A 12,608-nucleotide genomic window follows, 5' to 3' on the forward strand; every position below is an offset into this window, starting at 1 on the left:
AAAGAATGAGTGTTAGAATAGCGACAGTAGCAAAACAACTTCCACCTTACTCGCGTGAGACCACAGAGGTAATTCCTTTTGTGGAGACCTGGCTTGATGGGCAGGAGGAAAGATACAGGAGAAAAGTGATCAAGATCTTTGAAGGTGCTGCTGTAGACAAGCGATATTCAATAATGGAACCGTCGGAGGTTTTTACGGCGACTTCTTTTGAAGATAAGAACCGTATTTACAGCAGGGAGGTAAAAAAGCTGGGATCTGCTGTGCTAAAAAAGGGGCTGAAACAAGCCGGTTGGGAAGCCAATTCTGTCGACTTTATCATCACCGTGAGTTGTACCGGGATCATGATCCCTTCTTTAGACGCTTTTCTTATCAATGAACTGCAAATGAAGCAGGACATTACAAGATTACCGGTGACCGAAATGGGGTGTGCCGCCGGGATTTCGGGGATGATCTACGCTAACAATTTTTTGAAAGCCAATCCGGGGAAAAGAGCTGCAGTTATTGCAGTTGAAAGTCCCACGGCTACTTTTCAGCTTGAAGATTTCTCTATGGCCAATATGGTGAGTGCTGCGATCTTTGGTGATGGTGCTGCCTGCGTGTTAATGTCTTCGGAAGAAGATGCGGAAGGTCCCAAAATAGTAGGGGAAGACATGTACCATTTCTTTGATGCTACTCACCTGATGGGTTTTGACCTCACCGACCCCGGACTCAAGATGGTGCTCGATCCCGCAGTGCCTCAAACCATCGCCGATCATTTTCCTGAGATCATTCATCCTTTTCTTGAAAAGCACAATTCTTCTATTGAAAAAATAGATCACCTGATTTTTCATCCCGGCGGAAAAAAAATTGTGCAGACGGTTGAAGAACTTTTTGGTAAATTAGGTAAGAATATAGACGATACCAAGGAAGTGTTGCGGCTGTACGGCAATATGAGCAGCGCAACTGTTTTATATGTCCTGGAAAGATTTTTAAACCGGCCGACAGAAAAAGGGGAGCAGGGGCTTATGCTAAGCTTTGGCCCCGGATTTTCGGCTCAAAAAATACTTTTAGAATGGTAAAGGAATTTGAAGGAAAGAATTATTGGGCACTCGTACTTGGCGGAAGCAGCGGTCTTGGCTTTGCTTCGGCCAAAAAACTGGCCCAGCACGGTATGAACATTCTGGTGGTGCACCGGGATAGAAAGGACGACCTGCCCGAGATAAAATCGGCTTTTGATGAGATTCGGGAGCTCGGGGTGCAGCTGCATTCCTTTAACCGCGATGCCACCCGTAAAGACAGGCGGGAGGAGATAAAGCAGGAAATGCAGGAAATTCTTGGGGAATCGGGGAAAGTCCGCACCATGTTGCACAGCATTTCTAAAGGAAACCTGAAGTCTATGCTAGGGAAAGAACCAACCTTGCGCAACGACGATTTTCAACAGACCATAGACGCCATGGCCATTAGCCTGTATGACTGGACGAGGCTTATTTATGATGCCGGTTTGTTTGCAAAAGATGCAAGAATACTATCTTTTACCAGCGAAGGAAACATCAAGGCCTGGAAAGACTATGCGGCAGTGTCGGCGGCTAAAGTAGCTTTGGAGGCCATAACCCGCAGCATCGCCCTCGAATTTGCACCGGAAGGTATTCGCGCAAACTGTATACAGGCGGGTGTTACGGTCACGCGTTCCCTGGAGTTGATTCCCGGTTATGAAACGCTGCGGCAACATGCACTAAAAAGAAATCCCTTCAAACGGCTTACCACTCCGGGAGACGTAGCAAATGCAGTTTATTTGTTGAGTAAAGATGAAGCCAGCTGGATCACCGGTACCGTAATTCCTGTAAACGGTGGGGAACACCTTAAGTAAGTTGGCAGTGATCAGTGGTCAGTTGCAGTTTTTAACCTTGAACTTTGAATTTTGAACTTTGAATATCTTATAAATTTACTTCCTTATTCTGAACCTTTTCTGTTTGTTGATGAACTAAAAGAAGTGTCTGAAAATGGCATTTTAGGCACCTATACTTTTAAGGAAGAAGCTGATTTTTACCGGGGACATTTTAAAGATAATCCGGTGACGCCCGGAGTAATTCTCACAGAATGTATGGCGCAAATTGGCGTGGTTTGCCTCGGAATTTTTCTGCTGAAGAATGAAGATTTGGAAAATTTTGGTGTGGCTTTATCAAATGCATCAATAGATTATTTTTTACCGGTGCTGCCCGGGGAAAAAGTGGCTGTAGTTTCAGAAAAAATTTACTTCAGGTTTAATAAGTTGAAGTGTAAAGTACAAATGTTTAATGCTGAAGAAAAGCTCGTATGCAGAGGGGAAATTTCAGGAATGATTAAAGCTGAATGAACAGAAGGGTAGTAATTACAGGTATGGGCGTGGCTGCGCCAAATGGTGTGGGCTTAGCCGCATTTTCTGAAGCTCTCAAAAAGGGCAAAAGCGGAATAAGATTTCAGCCGGAACTGGAGCGCCTGAAGTTCAGGTGCCAGATTGCCGGACAACCTGAAATTCCGGAGGAAATGCTACAGGAATATTTCACAAAGCTGGAGCTTCGGGGGCTTAACAGCAGCGGCATCCTCTACGGAGTGATCTCGGGTGTTGATGCCTGGAAAGATGCCGGCTTACCGCTAGGCCCCGAAGCAGAAACAGATTGGGATAATGGGATCATTTTTGGTACCGGGATCCTGGGAGTTGATAAATTTCGCGAAGCGATCCATTTAATTGACGACAAAAACACCCGTAGGCTTGGCAGCACAAGTGTAATTCAAACCATGGCCAGCGGGATTAGCGCCTATCTCAACAGCAAGTTGGCTTGCGGTAACCAGGTCACCACCAATTCCTCGGCCTGTACTACTGGTACAGAAGCAATTCTTATGGCAGCCGACAGAATACGGGCTGGAAAGGCCAAACGTATCCTGGCAGGAAGTTGTAGCGACAGCGGCCCTTATGTGTGGGGCGGTTTTGATGCCATGAGGATCCTGCCACACCAGTACAATGATGATCCTGAAGCCGGATCCAGACCCATGAGCGAATCGGCGGCGGGTTTTGTTCCCGGGAGTGGGGCGGGAGCTTTGGTTGTTGAAGATCTGGATTCGGCGCTGGAGAGAGGCGCGAAGATCTATGCTGAAATTCTTGGAGGTCATATAAACAGTGGCGGACAAAGGAATAAAGGTTCTATGACGGCCCCGAATTCTGAAGGCGTAAAAAGATGTATCAAAAATGCCATTTTTGACGCCGGAGTAAGAGGTGACGAACTGGATGCCATAAACGGTCACCTCACCGCAACCTCAATGGATGCTACAGAAGTGAAAAACTGGAGTGAAGCCCTTGAGTTGAAAGGAATAGATTTCCCGTATATCAATAGTTTAAAAAGCCTGACAGGCCATTGCCTTAGCGCTGCCGGAAGTGTGGAAAGTGTAGCGAGTATTCTCCAGATCTCTGAAGATTTTATCTTCGGAAATCAAAACTCTGAAGACCTGCATCCGGAAATCGAAGAGATCACCAGCCGGGAAAAAGTTCCGCAGAAATCCCTTTTTAGAGAGGTAAATCTCGTGGCGAAAGCAAGTTTCGGGTTTGGAGATGTCAATGCCGTGGCAATTTTTAGTAAATTCAGATGATTTAAAAATTCAAATTACAAGCACCAAATTCCAAAGGGGCTCAGGAAAGAATAATTAAAGACCTCACAGGTTTCAAAAACCTGTGAAGTCTGGATCAAAATTACAAGCACCAAATTCCAAGAATAGAAGAAAGTGGTCAGAAAACTTTGAACATTAAACTTTGAACCATAAGAAATGGAAACAAAAGAAATAATTTACTGCCTTAAAAAAATCGTGAAACCTTATGTACAGAATGATTTGGCATTTCAGGATTTTGGGCGGGATACAGATTTTATAAAAGACCTGGAGATCAATTCGGCTAACCTTGTAGACATTGTGCTTGATGTGGAAGATGAATTCAATATCGCCATTGACAATGATTCTATGGACAATATGCTCACAGTGAATGATGCTGTAGAGATCATCAAAACCAAACAGCGGGAAAAGTGATAGGTAATGATGTGGTAGACCTGGAACTGGCGGCGCGGCAAAGTAACTGGCGCCGGAAAGGTTTTTTAAACAAGGTCTTTTCATCAACAGAGCAAGAGCTCATTCACACATCAGCAAATCCCGATACAATGGTGTGGCTTTTATGGAGCATGAAAGAAGCTGCATATAAAGCTCATCAACGGGAGTATGATTTACCGCGCCAGCTTAACTGGCTGGCCCAAAAATGTGAGGTTAGTGTCCTCACTTTAGAAACTGCTTCAGGCGAAGTGGAAATTGAAAACCATATCTACCACACTACTTCAGAAATAACTTCAGATTACATCCTAACTTCCGCAGAAAAAAATAGAGGTTCAGGTGTCAAAAATGTCATTTTTGAGGCCTCTTCTTCCGAAGTAAAAGCGCAATTTAAAAAAAGAGTTTCAGAAGCGTTTGCCCTTGAAAATCGGGAAGTTCAGCTAGAAAAAGACCGCTTTGGAATGCCTTTTTTGACAGGTAATAACGGTTTCTTCTTTAACCGGTTATCATTGAGCGGGCACGGCAGATTCTACGCTTACAGCCTGTCGTTAATTAACTGTGAAACCACAGTTAAACACTCTTAAGGGCTTTGGACGATTTTGGGTGCAGTTGTATCTTTAATTGAATCCAAAAACCAGAACTAAATGAAGAGTGTAGATAAGAAGGAAGTTATTAGCAGCCAGTCGGCCGAATTTATTCAACAAGCTGAAGCGGGAAAATTTCATAAAATGATTCCCGATACTTTTATCATTAAGATGGAAAATGGTGCCCAGGGGTACGCTATAAGGCATTTGAACAGGCAGGATATGCTCCTTATAGATACTACGGCGCAGGGAGCCAAAGAAGGGATCAGGCACCTGGTAGAAGAAGGTTATAAGATCAAAGGGATACTTGTGACCCATAAAGATGCGCTGCAAAAAACTTACGCGCCGCTTAAAGAAATTTCTGAAGATGCAGGGGGTGCACCAATTTTTAGCCATCCGGTTAATAATGCAAACCTGGATTTCAATGTGCGCGATATCAACTCCAAAAATGACATTTTTAAGCACTTCTCGATAAACCTCACAGATTTTCCTTCTAAAACCGGGGAAACAGCGGTGATCTATTCTGAAATTAATGAAGGAATGATCTTCGCCGGAAACACTGTTGAAGCTACTCCTTATGACGCCGAAGGTGATGATATTAAGAGAGCCGATACAGGAAGTGAGAACAAGAATCGTGGTATGGGCGAGACCTGGAGAACCTACATGAAAGAATTCAGATACTTCTTTCCTTACAAAGGAAAACCAAAATTCAATCTTTCTGAAGGGCAGCAAAAAGACCTGATAGTGAAATTAGGAAATACCGGGGAAGGCGGAAGTAACCCAAACCTCTAGGAAACAAACACATGATGAAATAGTTGCCGCCACGGGTCTTTTGCAAAAGTCTTGTGGCGGTTTTTAATTGCAGAACGGGGCTATTCCCTGAAGTATTTTCGCGTTGGCTTCAATTTTTAGGATCTAATGAGCCTTAAAAGTTCCGGCAAACGTATATGGAAGGTGCTTTTCGGGTAGTCCTTTTCTATTTTTAGCTCAACAAGAGTTACCGGTCTAAATATAAGATATTGTTAAACCTCCCGCCGTTCCGCGGGAATTTTGATAATTTAAAAGGAAATAAATTTTCAGGAAATGTCAAAACTCAATGTTACTCAAAAATTAATCAAAGAACATTTATTAAAAGGGGAAATGACTCCCGGTAAAGAGATTGGGATCAAAATAGACCAGGCTCTGCTACAGGATGCCACAGGTACTCTTGTACAACTGGAACTGGAAGCAATGGGACTCGATCGCGCCAAAACCGAAGTTGCAGTACAGTATGTAGATCATAATCTTCTACAAACCGATTTTAAAAACGCCGATGATCATGCCTTTTTGCTTTCGGCATCGCAAAAATTCGGGATATGGTACAGCAGGCCGGGAAATGGCGTGAGTCACCCGGTACATATGGAACGCTTTGGAAAACCTGGAAAGACCATGGTAGGATCAGACAGTCATACACCTGCCGCGGGATCCCTGGGAATGCTTGCCATAGGGACGGGAGGACTCGATGTTGCAGCCGCTATCGCGGGACAGCCTTATTTCGTGAAAATGCCGCAGGTGATGGGAGTGAAGCTCACCGGAAAAATGCCCGACTGGGTAAGTGCTAAAGATGTGATCCTGGAGATGCTTCGCCGGTATGATGTGAAAGGTGGAGTAGGGAAGGTGATAGAATATTATGGTCCCGGCCTGGCAGAATTGAGCGCTATGGACAGGCATGTGATTGCCAATATGGGAGCCGAATTGGGTGCAACAACCACAGTATTCCCAAGTGACGAAATGACCAGGAAATTTCTGCAGAGTCAGGATAGGGAAGAGGATTGGATAGAACTGGTAGCCGATGAAGGTTGTAGTTATGATTTGGAAGATGAAATTATACTTGACGATCTAATTCCGCTTATAGCCAAACCAACCAGCCCCGGGAACGTTGTTCCTGTAAGAGAGGTAGAAGGTATGGAAATTGGCCAGGTGGTGATAGGATCATCGGCGAATCCCGGAGTTAGGGATTTTTGGGTGGCAGGAGCCATTGTAGACGGTAAGGCTACAAAGGAAGAAGTATCTTTTGATGTTAACCCGACTTCCAGGCAGGTAATACAGAATTTAATTGCCAATAAAGGTTTTGAAAAACTCATTGCAGCAGGAGCGAGGTTCCATCAATCGGGTTGTATGGGATGTATAGGTATGGGACAGGCGCCGGCTTCAGATACCATTAGTTTACGAACAATGCCGCGGAATTTCCCGAGCCGTTCGGGAACTGAAGATGACCAGGTATATTTGTGTAGTCCAGAAACTGCAGCGGCTTCAGCTTTAACTGGAAAGATCACAGATCCGCGTGACCTGGAGAAGCTTTACGATATGAAGTATCCCAAATATGAATATCCCGAAAAAGAGCTTATCAATACCATGATGCTGGTTGCACCGGCTGAGGATGGATCGCAGGTAGAGCTTAAAAAAGGCCCTAACATTAAGTCTTTACCCTATATTGAGCCGTTAAGAGAGGCCTGTGATGTACCTGTTTTGCTAAAAATGGGCGATAACATCTCTACCGATGAGATTTTAAGAGCAGGGGCAGAAGTACTTCCTTTTAGAAGTAATCTACCCGAAATAAGCAAGTTCTCGTACTCGGTAATTGATGATAGTTTTTACGACAGGGCGCAAAAAGCAAAAGAAAGTCATGGCGGACATATAGTGGTTGCCAGGGACAATTACGCCCAGGGGTCGAGCCGGGAACATGCGGCACTTGCACCAAAATATCTTGGGCAAATCGCAGTAATTGCTAATTCTTATGCCCGAATTGCCTGGCAAAACCTGGTGAACTTCGGAATTTTGCCATTAGAATTCATTGATATTGCCGACTACGACAAGATTGAGCAGGGAGATGAAGTAAGCCTTTTAAATTTGCGTGATGACGTGAAGAACAGGAACAATATTCGGGTGGTGATCAATAAGAAGGATGGCCAGAATATTGAAATTGAGACCAGGCACAGCATGAGTGACAGGCAAATCCAGGTGCTGCTTAAAGGTGGAATCATTAATGAGTTTAAGGAACAACTCAAAAACCGGGAGGTGAACGCTGTAAGAGAAAATACAGTTACCGATAATCCCAGAAAGCAGGTAAAATAAAAAAAAGAAATTGACGAATTAAAAAAGCCCGGTTTTTGACCGGGCTTCTTATATCTTAATCCTGTTGTTCAAGATGCCGGACATGCACTTCCATACCAATATCTTCAGAGAATTGTACTACAGAGTTTAAGATGTCTTTGCGTGTGTTGGGTAAGCTAATAACTTCTATGGATAAAATTTCTTTTAAATTTCCGGTGAAGTGGAGGGTGAGGAATTTATTTGGCCGGCCGGAAATCCTGGCCAGCATTTCGGGATCTAAACCTTTAGAAGTAGTCACAAAAATGGCATTTTTGGGAGCTGTTTTTTGAAGTTCCCTGTAAAAGTTCTTTTTGGCTGCAAGATCTTCAGCAACAGCCTCTATGATTAAATGGGCATTACCAGCCGCCTCTGTGATATCCATAGAATAGGCAATATTGGCCAGTGCAGCTTCTACATTTTCTTTTGAGGCCTCGAAGTTTTGCTCATAATAATCGGCAAATTCCCGAAACCGGGTTCGGGCTTCTTCCAATAGCCCAAAATCCCGGTCATATACAGTTACATCAACGTTTTGGTAGGCAATGTGGAAAGCTAACCGTGCTCCAAACTTTCCCGCCCCAAATACAGTTACTTTTTCAATCTTCATAGCAGTTCGATTTGTCCTTTAAAGGCCCTGTTTACAGACCTTAAAGTCCTGTTTTTATTTCTTAAATGCTGTCAAGAGAATATTAATTTCATCATATTTGAGAAGACTTTAACTTTACAACAAAAGGATTAGAAGGAATACAAAAAATTGGCTATAAACCTTTAAAATTTTATATTTTAATATTAAAAAATAAATGAAATTATGAAAAGACGTTTTTTATTGCTATTTCTGGTTTTAATATTTGTTGCCTGTGGTAGCTCGAACAGGAGTGGTGAAGCTTCGGCTGAATACAGGCAAATGTTGGAGCAGGTGCAAAATCTTGATTTTAAGATCGAAAATGATTGGGCAGATCCTGCTAAATACAGTAGAGTCAATCTTATTGGAAACCCAAACCACATTACCTTTGAAGAAGACAGTGTAGAAGTATTTTTACCTTTCTTTGGAGAAAGGCAGTTTGGGGGCGGTTATGGTACTTCAGGAGCAATTGAATACGAAGGGCCTTTAAATGATCTGGAAATCGAGGAGAAACCAGGAAAGAATAAGGTTCGGATCTTTTTCCGCGGAAATAATGAAGGTGAGAACATGGATTTTAGAATAATTGTTTTTGCGAATGGGAATACGAACGCATCAGTAACATCTTCACAAAGGGATCAGATAAGTTACGACGGACAGATTGTAAAGAAAGATCCTGAATGATTTTTTAAGTCGGTAAGACTACAAGTAAGAAATTAAAGGCATTACACTGCACACAATTAAAATTAATAGAAACGGGAGGAATAATGAAAAGAGGTGAAATAAGACATTTCTTAAATGTTCTATTTTACATAATATAAATTATAGTGCAATTATATAACTGGGAAGTTTATAGGAAACTGGAAATATTTCTGCCTTGTCCAGGTACAACGGCCTTTAGTAAACGACGCCACATCATGATGAGTAAATGGCAATTGCTCCAATCAAAGAGCTAACGGGAACTCCGCTATCATTTTAAGATTGAAGTATTACAAATACCTTCATGGACAAATAATATAATGTCCGTAAAACTCCCTTGTGAATAAAATGACTTCATTGGATCATTTATAGTTCCTAAAAAAGAACTAATTTATCCGCACTAACCGATATTGTATAAACATGAAAAACAAATTATTAAAAATGTCTTCTATTCTTATATTTTCTGTGGTCACTGGAATTAATGGAATTCAGGCTCAGGAAATTACAGGAACCTGGGAAGGAAAATTAAACGTTCAGGGAACTGAATTACCGCTTAAATTCGACATCACAAAAGAAAACGACTCTCTTTCGGGCACTATGGATAGCCCATTACAGGGGGCATTTGGTTTACCTCTGGATAAGGTTGAGCTGGAAAATGATCAGGTGGTCCTCTCCTATTCCAAAATTGGTGCGACTTATACGGGAACCCTGGAGGGGGAAACTATCAACGGAACATTTAAACAGGCGGGACAGGAATTTCCACTGGTGCTCAACAAGGTAGAGAAAACAGTACCCGGGGACCCTACTCTGCCTTCTTCAGAAAAAGAACTTGAGCAACTGGCGGCTTATGACCAGGGGAATTACAAATACGATGTGAAAGACTACTTTGCTAAACCAAAGGCAAGTTCTTTCCAATTTTCGCCGGACGGCAAGTATATGTCATACCGGGAAAAGGATGAAAATGCGAAGAACCATGTCTATGTGAAAAACCTGGAAACAAACGAGATCACCCGGGCAATTGTTGAAAAGGACGAATTGGTTAGGGGCTATGGTTGGGCTAATGAAGACAGGCTTCTCTACGTGATGGACAAAGGTGGGAACGAGAATTACCACTTATATGCAGCAGATGTTGATGGTTCTAACACCATGGATCTTACTCCTTTTGAAGGTGTTCAAACCCAGATCCTCGATCTTTTAAAAGATGACAAGAATTACGTTATCGTCTCTATGAACAAAGAGAATGCCCAGGTTTTTGAACCTTATAAGGTAAACATCGAAACAGGTGACCTTGAAAAGCTTTACAGCAATGACGATATCACAAATCCTATCATGAACTACCTCTTTGATAAAGATGGTACATTGAGAGGCTTTGTACGTCTACGTGAAGGTGTTAATATGGATCTTTACTACAATAAAGATGTGGATAGTAAGGAGTTCGAAATAGTTAAGCAAATCAACTGGAAAGACACTTTTAATCCGACTTTAAATTACGCCACAGATTATCCACATGATGCCTATGTGGTTTCAAACCTTGAAACAGACAAGAACACGGTTTACCTGTATGACCTTAAGGAAGATAAGGTGATCAAAAAGTTGTTTACCAACGATAATTATGACATTTCGGGAGTTTCTCTTTCACGTCACCGGGATTATGAACTCGATTACTACACTTTTGAAGGGGAAAAGCGGGAAATTGTTCCCATTAGCGATTACTATAAAAAACTGCACAACCGAATCACCAGCGAATTTCCCGATAAGCAATACTCAATAGCCGACAAAACCGATGACGAATCAAAATACCTGGTTTTTCTTCAAAGTGATAAATTGTATGGCGAATACTGGTCTTATGATGTAGCGCAGGATGAGTTTGAACTGCTGTACAACCTTATGCCCCAGCTAAAAGCTGAAGATATGGCTGAAATGAGGCCAATTACCTTTACCAGCCGGGATGGAAAAACCATACACGGTTACATTACGCTTCCTAAGGCCGCTGTGGAGGGGCAAAAGGTGCCTGTAATTGTAAATCCTCATGGTGGTCCGCAGGGAATAAGGGATTCCTGGGGCTTTAATCCCGAGGCGCAACTGTTTGCCAGCCGCGGCTACGCAACCCTGCAAGTGAACTTCAGAATTTCGGGAGGATACGGTCGTGAATTCATGGAATCTGGCTTCAAGCAAATTGGTAGAAAAGCTATGGACGATGTAGAAGATGGATTAAAGTACGTTATCGAGCAAGGCTGGGTAGATCCCGATAAAGCCGCTATTTATGGCGGTAGCCATGGAGGTTATGCCGTGTTAAGAGGTCTTACCAAAACTCCGGATCTCTACGCTGCGGGTGTGGATTATGTTGGGGTTTCTAACCTTTTCACCTTTATGGAAACCATTCCGCCTTACTGGAAGCCTTATGAGAAGATCCTTAGGGAAATTTGGTATGACGAAAATGTGCCTGAAGAAAAAGCCATTATGGATGAAGTTTCGCCCGTGTTCCACATAGACAAGATCAAGAAGCCTTTGTTCGTGGTACAGGGTGCTAATGATCCGCGGGTTAACATTGATGAGTCAGACCAGATTGTGAGAGCGCTTCGGGCTAAAGGTGTAGACGTTCCCTACATGGTGAAATACGATGAAGGCCACGGCTTCGGAAAAGAAGAAAACCGTATTGACCTTTATGAAGCTATGATGGGCTTTTATGCCAAGCATCTAAAAGATGAAGAACTGCAACCGCAGTTCAGGGATTAAGTACCACATTTATTCCCAAAGCAGCCTCTCAAAAATGCCATTTTTGAGAGGCTGTCTTTTTTGTTTACATACCCCTTACATCGGGAAAATTATTTTGTCTTGCTGCCAACCACATCCCGAATGATCTTAAGATGATGTTCGGTATGGATTACCAGGAACTTTGCCGTTTCATCCCTTTTGATGTGCCCAAAATATGGATGCTCAAAAAAGGCTTTTTTGGGCAGCTTTGAAATCCCGGTAATCTTACGGCTGACTTTGAATATTTGATCCCGAAGCTCTTCTTCGGAAATATTATCTTCCGGAATTACCTTTTTTGGGGCCCTTGCTTTCCCCCTGGGAATTTTTCCAGTGAGATAAACCAGTTCCTTTTTCCAGCTGAAGGTCTTTCTATATTGAGCAGGATCTGATATATCAAGAGAACTAAGAATAGAATGTATCACTTTTAAACTATGTGCAAGGTGCCAGCCTACCGGAGCTTTAGAAATTTCAGGATTTTTCTGAGTCTTAAACGCTATGTAGGTTTTCATTTCTTCTAATTGCCCCTGTAATTCTTCTGCTTTCATTAATTGTACATTATATTTTTTAAAAGTAAGTAAAATTACCGAGGCTCTTAATAAACCCTCATTTTCAATAGAATATCAACCTTAATAATTCCCTTTTCTTCTGAAAATAAGGTTTGTAAATTTTTCAGAAAGCCACATAAAACCATGGGGTAGTTGCCTGTTATTCAGGTTAGTTAAATGTAAAAGTTGAAAAGAAACTGTTCTTAGAATTTAAAACTTCACCTCTTAATTTGT

The 12,608-nt window shown here is 42.4% G+C and carries 12 protein-coding genes; 10 read left to right on the forward strand and 2 right to left on the reverse strand.

All coding sequences use genetic code 11. The features are described 5' to 3' along the window. Positions 1–5: 5 nt before the first annotated feature. From V5739_RS16080 to V5739_RS16115, 8 genes are all read left to right on the forward strand, one after another. The gene (locus tag V5739_RS16080; RefSeq protein ID WP_423819001.1) at positions 6–1,058 is read left to right on the forward strand and encodes a type III polyketide synthase; all 1,053 of its coding nucleotides are present in this window, start codon (positions 6–8) and stop codon (positions 1,056–1,058) included. After that, entirely contained in the window at positions 1,052–1,846 is a 795-nt protein-coding gene (locus tag V5739_RS16085) for an enoyl-ACP reductase FabI (protein ID WP_423819002.1), read from the forward strand. Before V5739_RS16080 ends, V5739_RS16085 begins: the two co-directional genes overlap by 7 nt. A gap of 51 nt (positions 1,847–1,897) precedes the next feature. Further along, the gene (locus V5739_RS16090) at positions 1,898–2,332 is read left to right on the forward strand and encodes a 3-hydroxyacyl-ACP dehydratase FabZ family protein (RefSeq protein ID WP_423819003.1); all 435 of its coding nucleotides are present in this window, start codon (positions 1,898–1,900) and stop codon (positions 2,330–2,332) included. Continuing rightward, positions 2,329–3,600, forward strand: a complete 1,272-nt coding sequence (locus V5739_RS16095) for a beta-ketoacyl-[acyl-carrier-protein] synthase family protein (protein ID WP_423819004.1) — start codon at positions 2,329–2,331, stop codon at positions 3,598–3,600. The genes V5739_RS16090 and V5739_RS16095 overlap by 4 nt, the downstream gene beginning before the upstream one ends. 174 nt (positions 3,601–3,774) lie before the next feature. Further along, positions 3,775–4,029 (forward strand): acyl carrier protein, encoded by a 255-nt coding sequence (locus tag V5739_RS16100; RefSeq protein ID WP_423819005.1) that lies wholly within the window; start codon positions 3,775–3,777, stop codon positions 4,027–4,029. Beyond that, positions 4,026–4,628: a 4'-phosphopantetheinyl transferase family protein gene (locus tag V5739_RS16105; RefSeq protein ID WP_423819006.1), complete on the forward strand. Its 603-nt coding sequence runs from the start codon at positions 4,026–4,028 to the stop codon at positions 4,626–4,628. Before V5739_RS16100 ends, V5739_RS16105 begins: the two co-directional genes overlap by 4 nt. 60 nt (positions 4,629–4,688) lie before the next feature. Further along, a complete protein-coding gene (locus V5739_RS16110; RefSeq protein ID WP_345598617.1) occupies positions 4,689–5,420 on the forward strand; it encodes a hypothetical protein in 732 nt (243 codons plus the stop codon). Positions 5,421–5,711: 291 nt separating this feature from the next. Then, complete coding sequence (locus V5739_RS16115; protein WP_423819007.1) at positions 5,712–7,742, forward strand: aconitate hydratase; 2,031 nt, start codon at positions 5,712–5,714, stop codon at positions 7,740–7,742. Positions 7,743–7,797: 55 nt separating this feature from the next. On the opposite strand, the gene V5739_RS16120 is transcribed toward V5739_RS16115, so the two are convergent. Continuing rightward, complete coding sequence (locus V5739_RS16120) at positions 7,798–8,364, reverse strand: 3-hydroxyacyl-CoA dehydrogenase NAD-binding domain-containing protein (protein WP_423819008.1); 567 nt, start codon at positions 8,362–8,364, stop codon at positions 7,798–7,800. A 201-nt stretch (positions 8,365–8,565) separates the two neighbouring features. Between V5739_RS16120 and V5739_RS16125 the strand changes: the two genes are divergently transcribed. Together V5739_RS16125 and V5739_RS16130 are read left to right on the forward strand one after the other, a co-directional pair. Next, entirely contained in the window at positions 8,566–9,060 is a 495-nt protein-coding gene (locus V5739_RS16125) for a DUF4251 domain-containing protein (protein WP_423819009.1), read from the forward strand. Between the two features lie 435 nt (positions 9,061–9,495). Continuing rightward, complete coding sequence (locus V5739_RS16130) at positions 9,496–11,811, forward strand: prolyl oligopeptidase family serine peptidase (RefSeq protein ID WP_423819010.1); 2,316 nt, start codon at positions 9,496–9,498, stop codon at positions 11,809–11,811. Between the two features lie 89 nt (positions 11,812–11,900). Here V5739_RS16130 and V5739_RS16135 read toward each other — a convergent pair whose 3' ends face one another. Beyond that, entirely contained in the window at positions 11,901–12,374 is a 474-nt protein-coding gene (locus V5739_RS16135; protein WP_266068244.1) for a DUF1569 domain-containing protein, read from the reverse strand. Positions 12,375–12,608 lie beyond the last annotated feature (234 nt).

The sequence above is a fragment of the Salinimicrobium sp. TIG7-5_MAKvit genome (assembly GCF_049569215.1).
GTDB lineage: Bacteria > Bacteroidota > Bacteroidia > Flavobacteriales > Flavobacteriaceae > Salinimicrobium > Salinimicrobium profundisediminis.

Excerpts from the sequence above, each read along its gene's own strand:
- V5739_RS16080 (WP_423819001.1), top strand. The coding sequence starts at position 6 with ATGAGTGTTAGAATAGCGACAGTAGCAAAACAACTTCCACCTTACTCG.
- V5739_RS16085 (WP_423819002.1), top strand. The coding sequence starts at position 1,052 with ATGGTAAAGGAATTTGAAGGAAAGAATTATTGGGCACTCGTACTTGGC.
- V5739_RS16095 (WP_423819004.1), top strand. The coding sequence starts at position 2,329 with ATGAACAGAAGGGTAGTAATTACAGGTATGGGCGTGGCTGCGCCAAAT.
- V5739_RS16100 (WP_423819005.1), top strand. The coding sequence starts at position 3,775 with ATGGAAACAAAAGAAATAATTTACTGCCTTAAAAAAATCGTGAAACCT.
- V5739_RS16110 (WP_345598617.1), top strand. The coding sequence starts at position 4,689 with ATGAAGAGTGTAGATAAGAAGGAAGTTATTAGCAGCCAGTCGGCCGAA.
- V5739_RS16115 (WP_423819007.1), top strand. The coding sequence starts at position 5,712 with ATGTCAAAACTCAATGTTACTCAAAAATTAATCAAAGAACATTTATTA.
- V5739_RS16120 (WP_423819008.1), bottom strand. The coding sequence starts at position 8,364 with ATGAAGATTGAAAAAGTAACTGTATTTGGGGCGGGAAAGTTTGGAGCA.
- V5739_RS16125 (WP_423819009.1), top strand. The coding sequence starts at position 8,566 with ATGAAAAGACGTTTTTTATTGCTATTTCTGGTTTTAATATTTGTTGCC.
- V5739_RS16130 (WP_423819010.1), top strand. The coding sequence starts at position 9,496 with ATGAAAAACAAATTATTAAAAATGTCTTCTATTCTTATATTTTCTGTG.
- V5739_RS16135 (WP_266068244.1), bottom strand. The coding sequence starts at position 12,374 with ATGAAAGCAGAAGAATTACAGGGGCAATTAGAAGAAATGAAAACCTAC.